This window comes from Streptomyces sp. RK9 (assembly GCF_045070545.1).
Lineage (GTDB): Bacteria > Actinomycetota > Actinomycetes > Streptomycetales > Streptomycetaceae > Streptomyces > Streptomyces alboflavus.
Genome location: NZ_CP173704.1, coordinates 3868312 through 3891527 on the forward strand (window position 1 = coordinate 3868312; position 23216 = coordinate 3891527).

The following is a 23216-nucleotide window of genomic DNA, read 5'->3' on the forward strand; positions in this document are numbered from 1 at the left end:
TCACGCGGACCGCGGCCCGCCTGGGGCCCCGGCCGACCGCCGCAGCCGTTCCTCGACGAGCGGCACGACCGACCGCAGGACGTCCGGCCGTACGAGGGTGTGGTGCTTGGAGCGGACGAGGTGCCGGGTGATGTCCCCGTCGACGTACCCCTGCCACATCTCCGCCGTGACGAGCGGCGGTTCCCGGTCGGTGGCCGCGAACAGGAGCATGTCGGTGGAGACCCGTTCGTGCCGGTGCTGCCCGGCCAGGCGCACGAAGTGCCGGGTCCGCCGCACCAGGGCCGCCACCTCCTCCTCCGACAGCGAGCCGAGCGCCGTGCCGGTGGTCCGCGCCGCCTCCGTGAACTGCTCGTAGGTGAGGCGGTCGGTCTCCGGGTCGGCGCCCATCAGTTCGAGCAGCGTGGCGTAGATGCGTCCGGTGTCGTCCATGCGCTCCAGCTCGTGGTCCGGGACCGGGCGCGCGGGTTCGCTGTCCAGCGAGACGATGACCTCGACGCGCTCGCCGGACCGCTCAAGGAGCGCGGCCATGGCGTGCGAGACGATGCCGCCGAAGGAGTGCCCGAGCAGGTGGTACGGGCCCGTGGGCTGGACGCGCCGCATCTGCTCGACGCAGTCCGCCGCGATCTCGTCGATGCTCGCGGGCACGTCGTCGGGGTGCCGAAGCAGCCGCGACTGCAGGCCGTAGACGGGGAAGTCGGCGCTGAGCAGCGGCAGCAGGTTGGCGTAGCTCCAGCTGTCGCCGCCGCCCTGGTGCACACAGAACAACGGCGGCAGGTCCCCGCCGGTGCGCAGCGGCAGCAGGACGTCCAGGGAGTTGTCGCCGTCCGTGGCGTCGTCGAGGTGGGCGGCGAGCCGGGCGGCCGTCGCGTGCACGAAGACGACGCGCAGCGGCACCTCGGCGCCGAGGGTCGTGCGGATGCGGCTGATGAGGGTCGTGGCGAGCAGCGAGTGGCCGCCCAGGTCGAAGAAGCTGTCGTCGACGCCGACCTCGCCGATGCCGAGGACCTCGGCGAACAGCGTGCACAGGATCTCCTCGCGCGGTGACCGCGGCGCCCGCCCGCCGGTCGTCGCGGGGAGCCCGGGCGCGGGCAGGGCGCGCCGGTCGACCTTCCCGTTCGGGGTGAGCGGGACGGCGTCGAGCGGGACGATCGCGGACGGGACCAGATGCGCGGGAAGTTGCTCCTGGAGAGCCGTGCGCAGCTCGGGCAGGGGCAGCTCGCCGGGAACGGCGGGCACGACGTACGCGATCAGACGCAGGTCGTCCTTATCGGACTGACGAGTCGTCACCACCGCTTGGGAGACGGAGGGTTGGGCGGTGAGGGCGGCCTGGATCTCGCCGGGTTCGATGCGGAAGCCCCGGATCTTGACCTGGTCGTCGGTGCGGCCGAGGTATTCGAGCTGGCCGTCGGCGCCGAGCCGGACGAGGTCGCCGGTGCGGTAGAGACGGGACCCCGGAGGTCCGTAGGGGTTGGCGGTGAACCGGCTCGCGGTGAGGGCGGGTTGGCCGAGGTAGCCGCGGGCGAGAGCGGGGCCCTCGATGTACAGCTCGCCGGGGGTGCCGGGCGGGGTGAGGCCGAGGCGCTCGTCGAGGACGTGTGCGCGGGTGTGCGGCAGCGGTACGCCGATGGGGGCGCGGCCGTCCGCCATGGGGCGGCTGATCGTGGCGAGCGCCGTCGTCTCGGTGGGGCCGTAGCCGTTGAGGAGCCGCCGTCCCGGCGCCCACCGGTCGACCAGATCGGACGGGCAGGCCTCGGCGCCGACCATGAGCGTCCGCAGCCCGGTGAGGGCGCGCGGGGCGTCGGCGGGCAGGGTGGCGAGGACCGAGGGCGGGACGAAGGCGTGCGTGATCCGGTGCTCGGCCAGGGCATCGGCCAACTCCTGGCCCGCAAGCCGGGGTTGATCCGGCACGACGAGAGCGGCCCCGGCGCGGAAGGCCATCGTGTATTCGAGGACCGACGCGTCGAAGCTCGCGGACGACAGCTGGAGCACCCGGCTGTCGGCGGTGACCCCGGCCCGCACGGCGAGCGCCGCACCGAGCCCCGCGAGGCCCGCGTGCGTGGCCGCGACGCCCTTCGGCCGCCCCGTCGACCCCGACGTGTGGATGACGTACGCCAGGTGCGCCGGAGTGAGAGGCGTCGTCCGGTCGGCGTCCGTGGGGTCGGTGTCCCGGGCCCGCGCCAGGGCGTCGCGCACCTCGGGCGCGTCGAGGTGGACCAGGGGCGCGGGCAGCTCCGCGGGCAGGTCCCGGGCCGTGGAACGGTCGGTGAGGACGAGCGCGGGGCGGGCGTCGGCGGTCAGGAAGGTGATGCGGTCGGCGGGGTAGGACGGGTCGACGGGCAGATGGGCGGCGCCCGCCTTGGTGATGCCGAGGACGGCGGCGATCTGCTCGCCGGAGCGGGGCAGGGCCACGCCCACGGGCTGCTCCGGGCGGACGCCCTGCCCGATGAGCCAGTGCGCGATCCGGTTGGCCCGCTCGTTCAACTCCCCGTACGACCAGGTGCGCGCCCCCTCCACGACCGCCGGCGCGTCCGGCGTCGCACGGACCCTGGCCCGGAACAGCGCGGGCAGCGTCACGGGTTCCACCGCGGCCTCGTCCGGCAGCTCCGCGGGAGCCAGGAGCCGGTCGCGCTCCGCCGTGGTGAGCAGGTCGGCGTCGCCGATCCGCAGCGCGGGGTCGGCGGCCACGGCGGCGAGGAGCCGTCGCCAGCGGTCCACGAACGCCTCCACGGTCGCCGCGTCGAACAGCTCCGTGGAGTACTCGACACCGATCACCAGACCCGCGGGCGTCGCCCGGCCCTCGAACCGCTCGGACAGGGTGAGCAGCAGGTCGTACCGGGACGTGCCGGTCGCCGCGCCCTCCGTGCGCACCCGCAGGCCCGGCAGGTCGAAGTGGGCCTGCTCGTTGTTCTGCAGGGCGAGCGCGACCTGGAACAGCGGATGCCGGGACGCCGAGCGACGCGGGTTCAGCTTCTCCACGAGGCTCTCGAACGGCACGTCCTGGTGGGTGTACGCGGCGAGGCTCGCCTCCCGCACCTGCGCGAGGAGGTCCGTGAACGCCGGGTTGCCCGAGGTGTCCGTGCGCAGCACCAGCGTGTTCACGAAGAACCCGACGAGGTCGTCGAGACCCGCGTCGGTGCGCCCCGCGATGGGCGTGCCGATCGCGATGTCGTCGCCCGCTCCGAGCCGGCTCAGGAGCGCCGCCATCGCGGCCTGGAACACCATCTGCACGGTGGCGCCCGCGGCCCTGGCCAGCTCCGTGACCCGCTGGTGCAGGCGTGCGTCCACGGTGAACCGGGTGAACGCGCCGGTGTGGGCGGGGTTCGCCGGGCGCGGCCGGTCGGCGGGCAGGGTGACCTGCTCGGGCAGCTCGGCGAGCCGGTCGGCCCAGTAGGCGTGCTGCCTGCCGTAGCGGCTGTCCGGGTCGTCGGCGTCGCCGAGGAGGTCGTGCTGCCACAGCGTGTAGTCGGCGTACTGCACCGGCAGCGGCACCCAGTCCGGCGCGCCGCCCGCGCGCCGCGCGGTGTACGCGGTGGTGAGGTCCCGGGTGAGCGGGGTCAGCGACCAGCCGTCGGCGGCGATGTGATGGAGCACGAGCACGAGCACCGACCGCGTCGGGGTGAGCGTGAACAGGCAGGCTCGCAGCGGCGGTTCGTCGGTCAGGGAGAAGGCGTGCCGCGCGGCGGCCGCGACGGCCGCCGGCAGCTCGTCCTCGCGGACCCGCCGCACGGGCAGGTCGAGCGGCGCCTCCCGCGGGTCGAGGACGTGCTGGTGGGGCTTGCCGTCGGTGACCGGGAAGACCGTGCGCAGCGTCTCGTGGCGCGCCACGACGTCGCCGAGCGCCGCCGTCAGGGCCTCGACGTCGAGGTCACCGGTCAGATGCAGGACGAACGGCATGTTGTACGTCGGCGACGGGCCCTCCAACTGGTGCAGGAACCAAAGGCGTTGCTGGGCGAACGACAGCGGGAGCCGCTCGGGTTGCCGCACCGCGGGCGCCAGCGGGGTCTGCGCCCGCGCGGCCGTGTCCAGGTGCGGGGCGAGCCTGGCGACCGTGGGGTGGGCGAAGAGCAGCCGCAGCGGCAGCTCGGCGCCGAGGGCCGTCCGGATGCGGCTGATGAGCTTGGTGGCGAGCAGCGAGTGCCCGCCCAGATCGAAGAAGTCGTCGTCGACGGTGACGGGCGCGGGCAGCGCCAGGGCCTCGGCGAACAGGGCGCACAGGATCTCCTCGCGGGGTGTGCGCGGCGCCCTGCCGTCCCCGGCGGAGCGGTGGTCGGGGCTCGGCAGCGCCCGGTAGTTGATCTTCCCGTTGGGGGTGAGGGGCACCTCCGTGACGGGGACGAGCGCCGACGGCACCATCGGCGCGGGCAGCCGCTCCTTCAGGCTCCGCCGCACGGCGGTGAGCAGGTCCGCGGTCGCCGCCGTGCCCGCCGGGGAGTTGGCGGGCGCCGCGGGCGGTGCGGTGCCGGCGTACGTGCCGACGTGCGCTCCGTCGGCGCCCGGCGGCAGGATCAGCGCGTCGAAGGCGTCCAGGGCGTGCCCGCTCCACGTGGTGCGGACCGTGCGGCCCCGCTCCCGCGCCCAGCGGTGCACGTCCTCGGGGTCGACGGCCGTCGTGTCGGCGTGGGCGAGGAGGTGCCGGATGTGCTCCAGCGGCGTGTGGCCCGACGCGGCCCGGTGGGCGGCGACTTCGCGGGTGAGGCGCGCGTTGGGGATGCCGGTGACGCGCAGCGGTCCGTCGGCGGCGGCGGTGAGTCCGGACAGGGTGGCGGCGGGGTCGGCGGGGTCGCCGTCGCCGGGCCAGGAGAGGGTGGGGGCGGTGGTGAGGTCGGCCGGGCGGGGTGCGGTGTGCAGGACGGCGTCGTAGCGGTGGCGGCTCAGTTCGTTGTGCGCGGTGGCCTGCTTGAGGCGGATGTCGACGCCGGTGGTGTCCGGGTTGCGGTGCGCGTAGTCGGTGAAGTAGCCGGGGTGGACGAGGAGTTCCTCCTCGGTGAGCACGGAGCGCTGCACCGCGTCGTAGAGGCCCGGCGTCGTCGTGATGCCGTCGCGCGGGGCGTGCGCGGCGGTCTGCAGGGCCGGGAGCAGCCCGTGGTGGCGGATGTCGCCGACGACGACGCGGCCGCCGGGCGCGAGGTGCGCGACGGCCCGGTCGAGGACGCGCGTCAGATAGGGGTGGCCGGGGAAGTACTGGGCCACCGAGTTCAGGACGATCGTGTCGAAGTGCCCTGCGGGCAGCCCCGTGAAGTCGTGCGCGGGCTGGTGGCGCACGCGCACGTGGTCCCAGTGCCCGGTCAGCGCGGCCAGCCGGTCCACGGACGCGGCGGACAGGTCCGTCGCCCAGTACGACTCCACGTCCGGCGCCAGCGGCCCGAGGAGCAGCCCCGAACCCGCGCCGATCTCCAGGACGTGCCGCGGCCGGTGCTCACGGATGAGGGCGACGGTGGCGTCGCGCCACTCCCGCATCTCCTCGATTGGCAGCGGACGGCCCGTGTACGTGCTGTTCCAGCCGTGGAAGTCGGTGCCGAGCGGCACGTCGGGCGCCTCGCCGTACACGGCGTCGTAGACGTTCCGCCACTGCGCGACGTGCCGCTCGCCGGTGTCGTCGTCGGTGGCGGGCACCACGTACGCGACCAGCCGCCGGTCCCCGGCCTCCGTGTCGTGGGTGGTGACGACGGCGCGGGCCACGCCGGGCTGGTCGGTGAGGGCCGCCTGGACCTCCCCGGGCTCGACCCGGAACCCGCGGATCTTGAGCTGCTCGTCGCCGCGGCCCAGGTACTCCAACTGCCCGTCGGCGGCCCGCCGGACCAGGTCGCCCGTGCGGTACATGCGGGAGCCCGCGGGCCCGTACGGGTCGGCGACGAACCGGTCCGCCGTCAGCGCGGCCCGCCCCAGATAGCCGCGCGCGAGGCCGGGACCCGCCACGTACAGCTCGCCCGGGACGCCGGGCGGGGTGAGGCCGAGGCGCTCGTCGAGGACGTACAGGCGGGTGCCGACGGCGGCGGTGCCGATGGGCACCCGGGGGCCGGAGGTGAGCCGCGCCATGGTGGCGTCGCAGGTGACCTCCGTGGGCCCGTAGCCGTTCATGAGGCGGCGTCCCGGCGCCCAGCGGGCCGCGAGCTCCGGCGGGCACGCCTCGCCGGCCACCGTCAGGACCCGCAGCCCGCCCAGCGTCTCGGGGGCGTCGGCGGGCAGCGTGGCGACGACGGACGGCGGCAGCGTGACATGCGTGACGCGGCGGCCCGCCAGGGCCCGCGCCAACTCGTCGCCGACCAGGCGCGGTTGCGGCGGCAGGATCAGCGTCGCGCCGGTCGTCAGGCTCATGAGCAGGTCCCACGCCGCCACGTCGAAGCCCGTCGACGCCGCCTGGAGCACCCGGGCGCCCGGGCCCGGCGCCAGGTCCCGCAGCTGGGTGGCGCGCAGCGGGGCGAGGCCCGCGTGGGTGAGGGTGACGCCCTTGGGGCGGCCGGTGGAGCCCGAGGTGTAGATGACGTACGCCGGGTGGGCGGGCGTGAGCGCGGCGGTGCGGTCGGTGTCGGTGGGGTCGGTCGCGGCGGACCGCGCCCAGGCCGCGAGCGTCTCCGGGGCGTCCACGGCGGTCAGGCGCGCGGACAGGTCGGCGGGCAGGCGGCGGGCGGTCTCGCGGGTGGTGAGGACGAGCGCGGGCCGCGCGTCCCCGACGAGGTGCGCGACGCGGTCCGCCGGGTACTCCGGGTCGACCGGGAGGTGGGCGGCGCCCGCCTTGGTGACGCCGAGGACGGCCGCGACCTGCTCGCACGAGCGGGGCACGGCCACGCCCACCAGGTCCTCCGGGCCGATGCCCTGCCCGATGAGCCAGTGCGCGATCCGGTTGGCCCGCTCGTTCAACTCCGCGTAGGACCACAGGAGTTTGCCCGACTCCACGGCCGTGGCCGAGGGCGTGGCCCGCACCGCGGCCTCGAACAGCTCCGGCAGGGTCGCCGGGGCGACGTCCGCGTCGGCCCGCTCCGGCGCCGCGAGCAGCTCCGCGCGCTCGGCGCCGGTGAGCAGGTCGGCGGCGCCGATCCGCAGCCCGGGATCGGCCACGACGGCCCGCAGCAGCCGCTCCCAGCGCGCGACGAACACCTCGATGGTGGCGGGGTCGAAGAGGTCCGTGGAGTACTCGACGTCGACGGTGACCCCGGCGGGCGTGGTCCGGTCGCGGAAGGTCTCGGAGAGGCTGAGCAGCACGTCGTAGCGGGACGTGCCGGTGCCGGTGGTCACGGTGCGCACCTGAAGGCCCGGCAGGTCGAACCGCGCCTCCTCGTTGTTCTGCAGGACCAGGACGATCTGGAACAGCGGGTGGTGGGAGGGGGAGCGCTGCGGGTTGAGCCGCTCCACCAGGCCTTCGAAGGGAATGTCCTGGTGGGAGTAGGCCGCGAGGCTCGTCTCGCGGACCCGCGCGAGCAGGTCGGCGAACGCCGGGTCCCCGGAGGTGTCCGTGCGCAGCACCAGCGTGTTCACGAACAGACCGATCAGGTCCTTCAGGTTCTCGTCGGTGCGTCCGGCGACGCCGCTGCCGATGGGGATGTCCGTGCCCGCGCCGAGACGTGTGAGCAGCGCGGCCATCGCGGCCTGGAGCACCATGAACGGCGTGGCCCCGGCGCCGCGCGCCAGGTCGGTGACGCCTTGGTGGAGGTCGGCGTCCAGGGAGAGCCGGACCAGGTCGCCGCGGCTGGACAGGGCGGCGGGGCGGGGCCGGTCGGCGGGCAGGGTGACCTGCTCGGGCAGGCCGCCGAGCTGCCGCGCCCAGTACGCGTACTGCTCGCTGAAACGGCTGCCCGGGTCGTCGGCGTCGCCGAGGAGGTCGTGCTGCCACAGCGTGTAGTCGGCGTACTGCACCGGCAGCGGCTCCCAGGCCGGCGCGTCCCCCGCGCGCCGCGCGGTGTAGGCGGCGGCGAGGTCCCGTGCGAACGGCGCGAGCGACCAGCCGTCGCCCGCGATGTGATGCACCACCACGGTCAGGACGTGCTCGTCCGGGCCGACCTCGAACAGCCAGGCCCGCACCGGGATCTCGGCGGACAGGTCGAAGGCGTACCGCGCGGACTCGTCGAGCGCGCCCGGCAGCTCCGCGTCCGTCACCCGCCGCACCCGCAGCGGAGGCCGCGCCGCACGCGGGTCGAGGACCTGCTGGTACGGCTTGCCGTCGGCCATCGGGAACACCGTGCGCAGCGTCTCGTGCCGGGCGACGACGTCGCACACCGCCGACTCCAGCGCCGCGACGTCGAGCGCCCCGCCGAGACGCAGGACGAACGGCATGTTGTACGTCGCCGAAGGGCCTTCGAGGCGGTGCAGGAACCACAGGCGGCGCTGCGCGAACGACAGCGGAAGCCGCTCGGGCCGCCGGTCGGCGCGCACCAGCGGCGCCTGTGTCACGGACGGGCCGCCGTCGCCCAGCGCGGCGGCGAGCCCCGCGACGGTGGGGTGCGTGAACAGCGTCCGCAGCGTCACCTCGACGCCGAGGGCCGTCCGGATGCGGCTGATGAGCTTCGTGGCGAGCAGCGAGTGCCCGCCGAGGTCGAAGAAGCCGTCGTCGACGGTCACCGCCGACGCGTCCAGGACGTCCGCGAACAGCGCGCACAACGTCTCCTCGCGCGGCGACCGCGGCGCCCGCCCCGCACCGCCCACGGCCCGCTCGGGCGCGGGCAGCGCACGCCGGTCCACCTTGCCGCCGACCGTCAGCGGGATCGCGTCGAGCGTGACGAACGCCGACGGGACCATCGGGGCCGGAAGCCGCTCCGCCAGCGTGTCCCGCAGCGCGGGCACGGACAGCTCCGCCGAAGGGGCGGGCACGACGTACGCGACGAGCCGCAGCTCACCGGCGTCGTCATGACGTGTCGTCACCACAGCTTGCGACACTGCGGTTTGGGCGGTGAGGACGGCCTGGATCTCGCCGGGTTCGATGCGGAAGCCCCGGACCTTGACCTGGTCGTCGGTGCGGCCGAGGTATTCGAGCTGGCCGTCGGAGCCGAGCCGGACGAGGTCGCCGGTGCGGTAGAGGCGCGAGCCAGGCGGTCCGTAGGGGTTGGCGGTGAACCGGGCGGCGGTGAGGGCGGGTTGGCCGAGGTAGCCGTGGGCGAGGCCGGGTCCCTCGATGTACAGCTCGCCGGGCGCCCCCGGCGGGGTGAGGGCCAGCCACGGGTCGAGCACGTACAGGCGGGCGTGGGGCAGGGGCGTGCCGATGGGGGCGCGCTCCCCGGTCAGGGGCTCGCTGAGGGTCGTCACCGACGTGGCCTCGGTGGGGCCGTAGACGTTCAGGAGCCGCCGTCCCGGCGCCCAGCGCGCGGCGAGGTCCGGCGGGCAGGCCTCGGCGCCGACCAGGAGCCCCCGCAGTCCGGTGAGGGTGCCCGGGGCGTCGGCGGGCAGGGTGGCGAGGACCGAGGGCGGGATGAAGGCGTGCGTGATCCGGTGCTCGGCCAGACACCTGGCCAACTCCTCGCCCGCGAGGCGCGGTTGCTCGGGTACGACGAGGGCGGCGCCCCCGCACAGCGCCATCGTGCACTCCAGGATCGAGGCGTCGAAGGCGGCGGACGCCAGTTGCAGGACCCTGCTGCCCGGGCTGACCCGCGCCCGCGCGGCCAGGGCCGTGCCGAGGCCCGCGAGCCCGGCGTGGGGGACGGCGACGCCCTTCGGCCGCCCCGTCGAGCCCGACGTGTGGATGACGTACGCGGTGTGGGCGGTGGTGAGGGGCGCGCCGCGGTCGGCGTCGCCGGGGCTCGTCGTGGCCGCCCGCTCCCACGCCGCCCGCACGTCCGGGGCGTCCACGGCGACGACCCGCGTGGGCAGGTCATCGGGCAGGCGGGGTGCGGTGGCGAGGGTGGTGAGGGTGAGGGCCGGGCGGGCGTCGCCGATGACCTGGGCGATGCGGTCGGCCGGGTAGTCGGGGTCGACGGGCAGATGGGCGGCGCCTGCCTTGGCGATGCCGAGGAGCACCGCGATCAGCTCGGCCGAGCGGGGCAGGGCGGTCCCGATGATCCGGCCGGGTCCGGCGCCCTGGGCGAGCAGCCAGTGGGCGACGCGGTTCGCGCGCTCGTCGAGCGTCCGGTACGTCCACGACGTGCCGCGGTGCGTGACGGCGACCGCGTCCGGCGTGGCCGCCACCTGCCGCTCGAACAGCCGCGGCAGCGTCGACTCCGGTACGGAAGGGCCGGTGTCGTTGAACGCGTGCAGGACCTGCTCCCGCTCGGCGGGCGACAGCGTGTCCAGGCGCCCCACCGGCAGCTGCGGGTCCTCGGCGAGCTGCCGCAGGACCCGGGCGAACCGCTCGGCGACGGAGACCACGGCGGCACGGTCGAACACGTGGTGCTGGTACTGGAGGAGCAGCCGAAGCCGGGGCTCGGCGTCGGCCACCACCGTCAGCGGGTAGTGCGTGCCGCTCACCGCGCCGAGGCCCGTCACCGCGACACCCGCCGCCGAGTACGCGTCGGCGAGGGAGACGGTGTCGATCGGATAGGAGTCGAACCCGACCATCGTGTCGAACAGGGAGTCCAGGCCGACGGCCTGCTGGATGTCCGACAGGCTGTGGTGCTGGTGGTCGAGGAGCGCGGCCTGGCGGTCCTGGAGTCCGGTGAGGAGCTGGGCGAGGGTCTGGCCGGGCTCGGCCGTGACGCGGACGGGCAGGGTGTTGATGAAGAGCCCGACCATGGTGTCGACGCCGGTGACGGATGGCGGCCGTCCGGAGACGGTGGCGCCGAAGGTGACGTCCTGACGGCCCGTCAGCTGGCCGAGGGTGAGCGCCCAGGCGCCCTGTACGAGGGTGTTGAGGGTGATGCCCAGCTCCGAGGCGCGCCGCGACAGCGTGCGGGCGTCCTCCGTGGGCAACGGCACCTCGACCGTGCCGGGCTCGGAGCGGCCGGGGGTGTCGGGGGCGCCCGGGGCGAGCAGAGTGGGCTCCTCGACGCCGTCCATCTCCTGCGCCCAGGCCCGGGCCGCCTCGCCCCGGTCCTGCTGCGAGAGCCAGGCCAGGAACTCCCGGTAGCTGCGCACGCGCGGCAGGTCTGTGGCGTCGCCGTGGGAGCCGTACAGGCGCAGCAGGTCCTGGATGAGCATGGGGAAGGACCAGCCGTCGTACAGCACGTGGTGGGCGCTGAAGACCAGCTCGGAGAGGTTGTCGTCCATCTTGACCAGGCACATCCGCAGCAGGGGTGCGGAGGCCGGGTCGAAGTGGGTGACCTGGTCCTCGGCGAGCAGCCCTTCGAGGGCGGCCTCGCGCTCGCGTGCGGGGAGGTCGCTGAAGTCGGCCTCGGTCCAAGGGAGTTGGACGCCGTCCACGATGAGCTGGACCTGCTCGCCGCGCGCGTCGGTGACGAACGCGGCCCGCAGGTTGGCGTACCGGTCGAGCAGGGCCTGCCCCGCCGCGCGCATGCGTTCCGGATCGACCTGTCCGGACAGGTGGAGCACCAGGCGGACCTGGTAGGCGTCGTGCTCGTCGGCGCCGAGCGCGCTGTGGTAGAGCAGACCCGACTGCATCGGGGTCAGCGGCCAAACGTCCGTGAGGCCGGGGTGTGCGGCCTCCCAGGCCTCGATGTCGGACTGGCCGACGCTGACGAGCGGCACGTCGGACGGCGTGAGGCCGCCGGCGTCCGGGGTCGCGGCGTGGCGGGTGAGGCCGTCCAGGGCCTCGCGCCACAGGTCCGCCAGACGGCGCACCTCGCCCTCGGCGAGCAGCCCGGCCGGGAAGCCGAACCGGGCACTCAGGCGGGGGCCGCCCGCGCCGTCGGTGACGTACGCGTTCAGCTCGACCGTGGCGAGGGCGGGCATCTCCGCGTCGGGGTCGGCGATGAGCGCGTCCGTGTCGGGGGCGATGCTCCAGCCCAGGCCGCGCAGTTCCTCGGGCATGTCGTCGGCGGAGAACCGGCCCAGGTAGTTGAACGCGATCTGCCCTGTCGGACGCCCTTCGAGGGCGCGAGCCGTGTCCGGGTTGAGGTAGCGCAGGAGCCCGAAGCCGATGCCCTTGTCCGGCACGGCGAGCAGCTGCTCCTTGACCGCCTTGACCACGGATCCCGCGGCCCGGCCGCCCGCGAACGCCTCGGCCACGTCGTGCCCGGCGACGTCGAGACGTACCGGGAACATGCTCGTGAACCAGCCCAGCGTGCGCGACACGTCCGCGCCCGGAGCGACGTACTCCTCGCGGCCGTGGCCCTCCAGGCGGATCAGCGTGGAGGACTCCGCCACTCCCCGCTCGTCCCGCCAGCGCGAGACCGCGAGGGCGAGCGCGGCGAGCAGGCCGTCGTTGACGCCGCCGTGGAACGCGGCCGGGACGGTCGTCAGGAGCGAATCCGTCACCGCCACCGGCAGCTCCACCCAGAGGTGGTCCACGGTGGCTGCGGTGTCCACGCTGCTGTCGAAGGGGCGCGCGCCCAGGTCGGGGTCCGGGCCGTCCAACACGCGCTGCCAGAGCGGGAGTTCGGCGGTGCGGGTCTCGCTGTTCGCCTCGTCCTTCAGGGCGTGCGACCAGCGGCGCAGCGATGTCGCGACCGGCGCGAGCTGCGGTGTCCTGCCCGCCTTGACCTGCTCCCAGGCCGCGGCCAGGTCCGGCACCAGGATGCGCCAGGACACACCGTCCACGACCAGGTGGTGCAGGACGACGATGAGCCGCCCGGGCGTCTCGGCACCCGTGGTCTCGGCACCCGTGGTCTCGGCACCCGCGGTGTCGAACCACACGAACTGCGCCATCACCCCGGCCGCCGGGTCCAACCGGCCGGTGGCGGCGTCGAGTTCGGCCTCCGCTGTCTGCTGCCACGTGGCCGGGTCCCAGTCGCCGTCGCACTCCACCCGGTGCACAAGGGGCGCCACGTCCACCGAACCGGGCGCGGCAACCTCGAGGCCGCCCTCCGCCCCCTCGGACTCGGACATGAAGCGCGAGCGCAGCACGTCGTGGTGGTCGACGACGGCACGCAGGGTCGCCACGAGGCCCGCCTCGTCGATGCCTGCGGGCAGGTCCAGGACGCTGGACTGCGAGAACCGGCCGATGTGGGAGCCGAGTTCGGCGGTCAGGTGGCGGGCGACGGGCAGGAGCGGCATCCAGCCGACACCGCCGCCCTCCAGCTCCTCCAGGACCGGCAGAGCCGTGTCGGCGCCCGGGCCCTCGGGTGCCGCCGCGACGGCCAGCTCGGCCACCGTCCGGCACTCGAAGATCTGCCTCGGCGTGATCTCCACGCCCTGGGCGCGGGCCCGGGAGACGACCTGGATGGAGCGGATGGAGTCGCCGCCGACGGCGAAGAAGTCGTCGTCGACACCGACCCGGCCGAGCCCCAGGACCTCGGCGAAGGCCCCGGCGAGCACCTGCTCCGCCGCCGAGCGCGGCGCGCGGTAGTCGCCACCGGTGAACTCCGGCTCCGGCAGGGCCCGATGGTCGACCTTGCCGTTCGGTGTCAGCGGCAGCCGGTCGAGGACCACGAACACCGCGGGCACCATGAACTCCGGCAGCCGCGCGGCGAGGAAGCGGCGCAGCTCACGCGCCGAGACGACGGTGGCCAGATCGACGTCCAAGTCGCTGAACGCGTCGGACTCCACGGGCGCCGACGAGCCCACCGGCACGACATGGCCCACGAGGTGACGGCTCCCGTTGCCCTCCCGGACGGTCACGACCGCCTGGGCCACGCCGGGGTGCGCGGTCAACGCGGCCTGGATCTCGCCGGGTTCGATGCGGATGCCGCGGACCTTGACCTGGTCGTCGGTGCGGCCGAGGTATTCGAGCTGGCCGTCGGCGGCGCGGCGGACCAGGTCGCCGGTGCGGTAGAGGCGGGAGCCGGGGGCGCCGTGGGGGTTGGCGACGAACCGGTCGGCGGTGAGGGCGGGGCGGCCGAGGTAGCCGCGGGCGAGGCCGGCGCCCTCGACGTACAGCTCGCCGGGGGTGCCGGGCGGGGTGAGCGCGAGGTGCTCGTCCAGGACGTGCAGGCGGGTGCGGGGGAGCGGCAGGCCGATGGGGACGCGGGCGCCCGTCATGGGGCGGCTGATGGTGGCGAGGGCGGTGATCTCGGTCGGCCCGTAGCCGTTGAGGAGGCGCCGCCCCGGCGACCAGCGGGCCACCAGGTCCGGCGGGCAGGCCTCCGCGCCCACGACGAGGTCGCGCAGATCGGTGAGGGCGGCCGGGGCCTCGGGCGGCAGGGTGGCGAGGACGGAGGGCGGGATGAAGGCGTGCGTGATCCGCTGCTCGGCCAGCTCGCGCATCAACTCCTGGCCCACCAGCCGTGGTTGTGCGGGAACGACCAGGGTGGCGCCGGAGCGGAACGCCATCGCGTATTCGAGGACGGACGCGTCGAAGCTGACCGAGGACAGCTGGAGGACACGGCTGTCGGACGTCACCCGGGCGCGTTCGGCCAGCGCGGCGCCGAGCCCGGCGAGGCCGGTGTGGGTGGCGACGACGCCCTTCGGGCGGCCCGTGGAGCCCGACGTGTAGATGAGGTACGCGGCGTGCGCGGGGGTGAGAGGTGCGGTGCGGTCGGCGTCCGTGGGGTCGGTGGTGGGTGCTTGGCGCCAGGCCGCGCGGATGTCGGGCGCGTCGACTGCGACGAGGCCGCCGAGGTCACCGGGTCCATGGGCGCTGAGGTCGCCGGATGCGCCGAGGCCGCCGGGTCCCTCCGCACCGTCGAGGGCGTCGCGCAGCTCGGGCGGGAGGCCGTCCGCCGTGGCCGCGTCGGTGAGGACCAGGGCGGGCCGCGCGTCCTCGGCGAGGAAGGCGATGCGGTCGGCCGGGTACGTGGGGTCGATCGGCAGGTGCGTGGCGCCCGCCTTGGCGATGCCGAGGACGGCGGCCAGTTGCTCGCAGGAGCGGGGCAGGAGGACCGCGACCACCTGCTCGGGGCCGATGCCCCGGCCGATGAGCCAGTGCGCGATCCGGTTGGCGCGCTCGTTCAACTCCACGTACGAACACGAGTGTTCGCCGTCGACGGCCGCCGGGCCGTCCGGGTGGGCCAGGACCCGGGCCTCGAACAGCTCCGCCAGTGTCGTGGCGCCGAGGGCCGCCGCCTCCGGGACCGCCGCACCGGAGACCACCGCGTCGGAGGCCGCCGCCTCGAAGTACGGCACCTCCTCGGCGGGCGCGAGCAGCAGCCGCCGCTCCGCCTCGGTGAGCAGGTCGACCGCGCCGACGCGCACCCCGGGGTCGGCGACCACGGCCGTCAGGAGCCGCCGCCACCGATCGAGGAACGCCTCGACGGTCGCCGCGTCGAACAGCTCCGTCGAGTACTCGACCTCCACGGCGACCCCGGCGGGCGTACCACCACGGCCGGAGCCGCCCGAAGCCCCGGAGGCACCCGAGGCCCCCGAGCCCCCCGCCCCCGCGAACTCCTCCGCCACGCTCAGCAGCAGGTCGTAGCGGGACGTCCCCGTGCCGACGGTCTCGGCGCGCACCCGCAGCCCCGGCAGCTCGAACCGGGCCTCCTCGTTGTTCTGCAGCGTGAGCGCGACCTGGAACAGCGGGTGCCGGGACGTGGAGCGGCGCGGGTTCAGCCGCTCCACGAGGGTCTCGAAGGGCACCTCGTGGGCGTACGCGGCGAGGCTCGTCTCCCGCACCTGGGCGAGGAGGTCCGTGAACGCCGGGTTGCCGGAGGTGTCCGTGCGCAGCACGAGCGTGTTGACGAACATGCCGACGACATCGGTGAGTTGGTCGTCGGCGCGGCCCGCGCTGCCGCTGCCGACGGCGATGTCCGTACCGGCGCCGAGGCGGGTGAGGAGCGCGGCCGTCGCGGCCTGGAGCACCATGTGGACCGTGGCGCCCGAGGACCGGGCGAGGTCGACGAGCCCGCGGTGCAGCTCGGCGTCGAGGGCGAACGTGGCCGTGTCGCCGGTGTGGGCGAGCGCGGCCGGGCGCGGCCGGTCGCCGGGCAGGGTGATCTGCTCGGGCAGGTCCGCCAACTGCTCCTCCCAGTAGGCGTGCCGGCCGCTGAGGAGGCTGTCGGGGTCGTCCGGGGCGCCGAGGAGTTCGTGCTGCCACAGGGTGTGGTCGGCGTACCGCACCGGCAGCGGCGGCCAGTCGGGCGCGGCACCCGCGAGCCGGGCGGTGTAGGCGGCGGTGAGGTCCCGGGTGAGCGGCGCCAGGGACCAGCCGTCGACGGCGATGTGATGGAACACGAGCACCAGCGCCGCCCGTTCCGCGCCGAGCGTGAACAGGTGGGCCCGCAGCGGCACTTCGCCCGCCAGGTCGAAGGCGTGCCGTGCCGCCCCGGCGACCGCCGCGTCGAGGTCGTCCTCGGCGACCTCCCGCACCCGTAGTTCGACCGTCGCCTCGCTCGGGTCGAGGACGTGCTGGTGCGGCTTGCCGCCGGTCGTCGGGCAGAGGGTGCGCAGCGGCTCGTGGCGGGCGACGAGGTCGCCGAGCGCCGACTCCAGGGCCGGGACGTCGAGCGCGCCGGTGAGGTGCAGCACGTACGGCATGTTGTACGTCGCCGACGGGCCCTGGAGCTTGTCGAGGAACCACAGGCCCTGCTGGGCGAACGACAGCGGCAGCCGCTCCGGCCGCCGCGCGGCGGGCACCAGCGGCACCCGCGCGCCCGGCCCGTCCGCGAGCGCCGGGGCGAGACCGGCCACCGACGGGTGCGCGAAGAGGGTGCGCAGGGCCACCTCGGCGCCGAGCACCGCGCGGATGCGGCTGATGAGCTTGGTGGCGAGCAGCGAGTGCCCGCCCAGGTCGAAGAAGTCGTCGTCGATCCCGGCCCGGCGGACACCGAGGACCTCCGCGAACAGGGCGCACAGCGCCTCCTCGCGCGGGGTGCGGGGCGCCCGGTACCCGTTCCCGGCGAACTCGGGCTCCGGCAGCGCGCCCCGGTCCACCTTCCCGTTCGGGGCCAGCGGCAGCCGCTCCAGGGTCACGAACGCCGACGGCACGAGGTGCCCGGGCAGCCGGCCCGCCACGAAGTCCCGCAGCCCCGCCACGCCGCCGCCCGCGCCCGCCGTTCCTCCACCCGTGCCCGCCGTGCCGCCGTCCGCAGCCGCCGTGCCGCCCCCGGCCCCGCCGTCCGGGACCACGTACGCCACCAGGCGCCGCCCCGCGGGACCGCCGTCGTCGCGGGCGACCACGACCGCCTGCGCCACCTCCGGGTGGGCCGTGAGGGCCGCCTCGACCTCGGCCGGCTCGATGCGGAAGCCGCGCACCTTGACCTGCGCGTCGCTCCGCCCCCGGTACTCCAGCTGCCCGTCGGCGTTCCAGCGGGCCAGGTCGCCCGTGCGGTACATGCGGCCACCGGCCGGACCGTAGGGGTCGGCCACGAACCGGTCCGCGGTGAGCGCGGCCCGGCCGTGGTAGCCGCGGCCGATGTTCCCCGCCACGTACAACTCGCCCACCACACCCGGCGGGACGGGCGTGAGGGTCGGCCCGAGGACGTAGGTGCGCATGTTCCCGAGCGGTGTGCCGATCGGGGTGCTGCCCACGCCCTGCCACTCGGTGTCGGCGGCGAGCGCGAAGACGGTGGCGTAGAAGGTCTCACTCTGGCCATAGGCGTTCACGACCGTCACACCCGGCATGGCATCGCGCACCCGGCGCACCAGGGACGCGGGCAGCGCTTCACCGGCGAACACCAGTGTGTCCGGCCCGGAGCCGGGGGTGCACCCGCCCGTTCCAGGACCGGCGGAGGCGTCCCCGCCCGCCCTCTCGGCGATCCGGTCGGCCATCTCGGCGAACACCGACGGCACGGTGCTGACCACGCCGACCTCCGGCGCGCCGGGCTCGACCAGCGCCAGCGCGTCCCGGACGACCTCGACGGTGCCGCCGGTGGCCAGCGTCGTGAACGTCTCGAACACCGACACGTCGAAGTTCACCGAGGTGCCCGCGAGCATCCGCACGCCCGCGCCGCCGCCCACCCGCGCGGCCAGCTGTGTCACGCCGTTGACGACGTTGGAGTGCGTGATGACGACACCCTTGGGGGTGCCGGTCGAACCGGACGTGTACATCACGTACGCCATGTGGTCGGGTTCGAGCGGCGCGCTCCGGTCGGCGTCGGTGACCGGCGTCGCCGGTGCGCCGTCCAGGGTCAGCTCGTCCAGGCGCAGCTGCGGCACGTCGGATGCGGGCAGCGCCCCGGCGGTCGCGGTGTCGGTCAGGATCAGCCGCGGCCGGGCCTGTGCGAGCACGAAGTCCAGGCGGTGGCTCGGGTACGTGGGGTCGATGGGAAGGTATCCGGCGCCGGACTTGAGGACGGCGAGCATGCCGACGACGAGGTCCGCGGAGCGCGGCAGGGCGAGGCCCACGACGGCCTCCGGGCCCGCGCCCCGCGCTATCAGCTCCCGCGCGATCCGGTCCGCCCGCGTCTCCAGTTCCCGGTACGTGTACGTCACGTCTGCGCAGGCCACCGCCACCGCGTCGGGTGTAAGGGCCGTCTGCCGCGTCACGAGCCCCGGCACCGTGGTGTCGGGCACCGGCTCGGCGGCGGCGTGGGCGCGCTCCAGCATCCGGCGGCGCTCGGCGGGCTCCAGGATGTCCACGGCGGCGACCGGCAGGGCGGGGTCCGCCGCGAACTGCCGAAGGACGCGGGCGAAGCGGGCGGCGAGGTCGTCGGCGGTGTCCCGGTCGAAGACGCTCCGCTGGTACTGCACGTCGAGGCGCGGGTGCGGGCCGTCCGGGTAGACGAGGACGGTCACGGGGTAGTGGCTCGCGGTGAACGCGCGGATGCCGGTGACGGCGATCCCGGCCGCCGCGCTCGCCTCGGCGATGCCCGCCCGGTCCATCGGGAAGGACTCGAAGCCGACGATGGTGTCGAACAGCGCCTTCAGACCGGTCGCCTCGTGGATGTCGGTGAGGCCGTAGTGGTGGTGGTCCAGGAGGGCGGCCTGCCGCTCCTGGAGGCCGGTCAGGAGGTCGCCGATGCTGTCGCCCGGGCTGCAACGGACCCGTACGGGAAGGGTGTTGAGGAACATCCCGACGACGGAGTCCACCCCCGGCATGGCGGGCGGCCGCCCCGCCACGGTGGCGGACAGCAGTACGTCCTGACGGTTCGTCAGCTGGCTGAGCAGGATGCCCCAGGCGCCCTGCACCACGGTGTTGAGGGTGACGCCCGCCTCGGCGGCACGCCGCGCGAGCTCCTGGGCCTGCGGCGCGGACAGCGGTACGGAGACCTGGGCGATCCCGGCACTGTCGGCTCCGGCCCGGACGCCGGGGGCCAGCAGGGTCGGCTCGTCGACGCCGTCCAGTTCGGCGCGCCAGGCCTCGGCGGAGACCTCGGGGTCCTGCTGGGCGAGCCAGGCGAGGTAGTCCCGGTACGTCCGTGCGGGCGGCTGCGCCGGGGCGGCGCCGTCGTCGGCGTAACACCGCAGCAGGTCCTGGACGAGCAGGGGCAGCGACCAGCCGTCGAACAGCGCGTGGTGAGCCGTCAGGACCAGGTCGTGCCGCTCCTCGTCCCGGCGGGCGAGGGCGAGCCGCAGCATCGGCGGTCGGAGCGGGTCGAAGTGGCGCTTCAGGTCCTCGGCGAGGAAGTCCTCCACGGCCTCGTCGTCGCCGAGGTCGGCCTCCTGCCACGGCAAGTCCACGCCGTCCACGACGAGTTGCACGAGATTGCCGCCGTCGGCGCCGTTGACGAAGGCGGTGCGCAGGGCGGGGTGGCGGTCGAGCACGGCTTGCCCGGCGGCGCGCATCCGCGCCGGGTCGATCCGCCCGGAGAGGTGCAGCACGTACTGCACCTGGTACGCGTCGAACGACGCGCCCGCCTCGGCCGCCATCGCCGTGTGGAAGAGCAGGCCGGACTGGAGGGGGGAGGTCGGCCATACGTCGGTCAGGCCGGGGAACTGCTCTTCCCAGGCCTCGATGTCGGCCTGGGTGGCGTGGACGAGGGGGATGTCGGACGGCGTGAGGCCACCGGCGCCGGACTGGGCGGCGTGCCGGGCGAGACCTTCGAGGGCGGTGCACCACAGGTCGGCGAGTTCTTGTACTTCGGCGTGGGTGAGGATGCCGGAGGGCGCGGTGAACAGGGCGCCGAGCTGGGGGCCTTCGGGGGTGTCGGTGACGGAGGCGTTGATGTCCACCTCCATGAGCGCGGGCATCGCCTGGTCCTGTGCCGCGTCCAGGGCGTCGAGTCCAGTGATGCCCGGGACTTGGGTGAAGCCGAGGTTCTGGGCGTGGGCGGGCATGTCGGTGTGGGTGGAGAAGCGGCCGAGGTAGTTGAAGCCGACCTGGCCGTGGCCGTGCGCGGCAAGGACCTGCGCGGTGTGGGGGTTGAGGTGGCGCAGCAGGCCGTAGCCGATGCCCTTGTCGGGGATCGCCCGCAGCTGCTCCTTGACCGCCTTCAGCACACGCGCGGCGGCCGGGCCGCCGTTGATCGCGTCGTCGAGGTCGGCGCCTGCCAGGTCGAGGCGAACGGGGAAGACGCTGGTGAACCAGCCCACCGTCTCGGAGAGATCCGCCCCCGGAGCCGCTGCCTCCTCACGGCCGTGGCCCTCCAGACGGATCAGCGCGGACGACTCCTCCGTGCCCCGGGTCTGGCGCCACTTGGCCAGCGCGAGGGCGAGACCGGCCAGGAGGCCGTCGTTGACCTCACCGTGGAACGCGGCCGGGACGGTGGTCAGGAGGGCTTCGGTGACCTGTGTCGGGAGCTGGACGCGGGTCTCGGTCAGGGTCGCGATGACATCGACGGCCGGGTCGAGCCGGCGTGCGCCCAGGACCGGGTCGGGGCCGTCCACGATCTGCTGCCACAGGGCGAGTTCGGCCGTGCGCTTGTCGCTGGTGGCCTCCTCGGCCAGGGCGTGCGCCCAGCGCCGCATCGACGTCGCCACCGCGGGCAGCTCCGGGGTGCGCCCGTCACGAACCTGCTCCCAGGCCACAGCGAGGTCGGGCATCAGGATGCGCCAGGACACCCCGTCCACCACCAGATGATGCAAGGCGACCAGAAGCCGCCCGGGGGTGTCGCCGGTGGGGGCGAACCACACGAACTTCGCAATGACCCCCGCCCTGGGGTCCAACGAGGCCGCAACGGCCTCCAGTTCGGCCATCAGCGCGGCGTGCCAGGCCTCGCTCTCCCACACCCCGTCGCACTCCACCCGCTTAAGGAGTCCCGCGACGTCGACGGATCCGGCCGGAGCGACCTCCAGACCACCCCCACCGTCCTCCACCAGCTTCGCCCGCAGCAGGTCATGCCGGTCGATGACCGCACCCAGCACCCCCACCAACTGCTGCTCACTGATCCCGGCGGGCAGGTCCAGGACCATCGCCTGCAAGAACCGGTCGAACCCCGGCCCCCACCCCCGCAGCAACCGCGCGACGGGCAGCAGCGGCATCCACCCGACACCCCCACCCTCCAACTCCTCCAGCACGGTGACCGCGCCGGAGAGTTTGTTGGCGACGGCGGCCTCGGCCAGACGGGCCACGGTCCGGGACTCGAAGACCTCCCGCGCGCTGATCTCCAGACCCTCCGCGCGGGCCCGGGAGACGACCTGGATGGACTGGATGCTGTCCCCGCCCACCGCGAAGAAGTCGTCGTCGATCCCGACCCGGTCCAGACCCAGGACAGCGGCGAACGCGCCCGCCAGGACCTCCTCCTCCACCGTGCGCGGCGCACGATAGGCACTGCCCTTGAACTCCGGCTCCGGCAACGCCTTCTTGTCGACCTTGCCGTTCGTCGTCAACGGCAGCCGGTCAAGCACCATCACCGTCGCCGGCACCATGAAGTCCGGCAACCGCCGGGCCAGGAACGTCCGCAGCTCTCCCGTCGCGAACCCCGAGCTGAGATCCAGATAGCCGGTGCCGCCGCCCGCGCGCGAGCCACCGGCCGCCACGGCGTCGACGGCGGCGTCGGCCGGGACCGCGTACCCGACCAACTGCCGTCCGCTGTCCCGGCCTTCGTGGGCGATGACGACGGCCTGGGAGACCCGGGGGTGCGAGGCCAGCGTGGCCTCGATCTCGCCGACCTCGATCCGCAGCCCGCGGATCTTGATCTGGTCGTCGGTGCGGCCCAGATACTCGAGCTGGCCGTCGTCGGCCTGCCGGACCAGGTCACCCGTGCGGTACATGCGCTCGCCGGGCGCGCCGAAGGGGTCGGCGACGAACCGGTCGGCGGTGGTACCGGGGCGGCCCAGATAGCCGCGGGCCACGCCGGGACCCGCCACGTACAACTCGCCCGGGGAGCCCGCGGCGACGGGGACGAGACGGTCGTCGAGGACGTGCAGGCGGGTGCCGGGGACGGCGGTGCCGATGGGGACGCGGGGGGCGGGGAGCAGACGGGCCACGGTGGCCGCGCAGGTGGTCTCCGTGGGGCCGTAGGCGTTCATGACGAGGCGGCCGGGGGCCCAGCGGGCGATCAGGTCGGGCGGGCAGGCCTCACCGGCGAGGGACAGGACGCGCAGCCCCGTGAGGGTCCGGGGTGCGTCGGCGGGCAGCGTGTTGACGACGGACGGCGGCAGCGAGACATGGGTGATCCGCCGGTCGGCCAGGGCGGCGGCCAGTTCGTCGCCGACCAGGCGCGGCTGCTGCGGCAGGACCAGGGTGACGCCCGTCGTGAGGCCCATGATCAGGTCCCAGACCGACACGTCGAAACTGGGCGAGGCGCACTGCAGCACGCGGGAGCCCGGCGCGAGCTCGAACCGGGCGGTGTGGACGGCGCGCAGGGCGGCCAGACCGGTGTGGGTGACGGTGACACCCTTGGGGCGGCCCGTGGAGCCCGACGTGTAGATGACGTACGCGGGGTGGGCGGGGTCGAGCGGGGCGGCGCGGTCCGTGTCGACGGGGTCGCTGTCCGGGTGCCGCGCCCACGCGCGGACGAGGGCGGGCTCGTCCACCGCCACGACGTCCGGGCACGCCCGGCCCGCCGACAGGTCCGCGGCCAGGCCCCCGGCCGTGGCCCGGGTGGTGAGGACGAGCGCGGGAGCCGCGTCCGCCGCCATGTACCGCACGCGCTCGCCCGGATAGTCCGCGTCGATCGGCAGATAGGCGCCACCGGCCTTCATGATCCCCAGGAGCACGGCCACCTGCTCGGCGGACCGCGGCAGCGACACCCCGACCAGGCGTTCCGGTCCCACGCCCCGCCCGATGAGCCAGTGCGCGATCCGGTTCGCGCGGGCGTTCAGCTCCGCGTACGTCCAGGAGACTTCGCCCGATTCGACGGCGGGCGCGTCCGGTGTCGCCGTCACCCGCTCCTGGAACAGGGCGGGGAACGTGGCGAACGCGCGGGGGTCGCCCGCGCCGAGTTCGGAGGGGGAGGATTCCTGAAGGTGGGACACGACAGCTCCAGAAGGACGAACGGTGTGCGTGGGGGGGGCGGGTCAGGGCGCCGGGAACGGCCCGTGCC

At 74.8% G+C, this 23216-nt stretch carries 1 protein-coding gene; it reads right to left on the reverse strand.

The features are described from left to right. Complete coding sequence (locus AB6L24_RS36950) at positions 1 to 23148, reverse strand: non-ribosomal peptide synthase/polyketide synthase (RefSeq protein ID WP_405662875.1); 23148 nt, start codon at positions 23146 to 23148, stop codon at positions 1 to 3. Between the last annotated feature and the right edge of the window lie 68 nt (positions 23149 to 23216).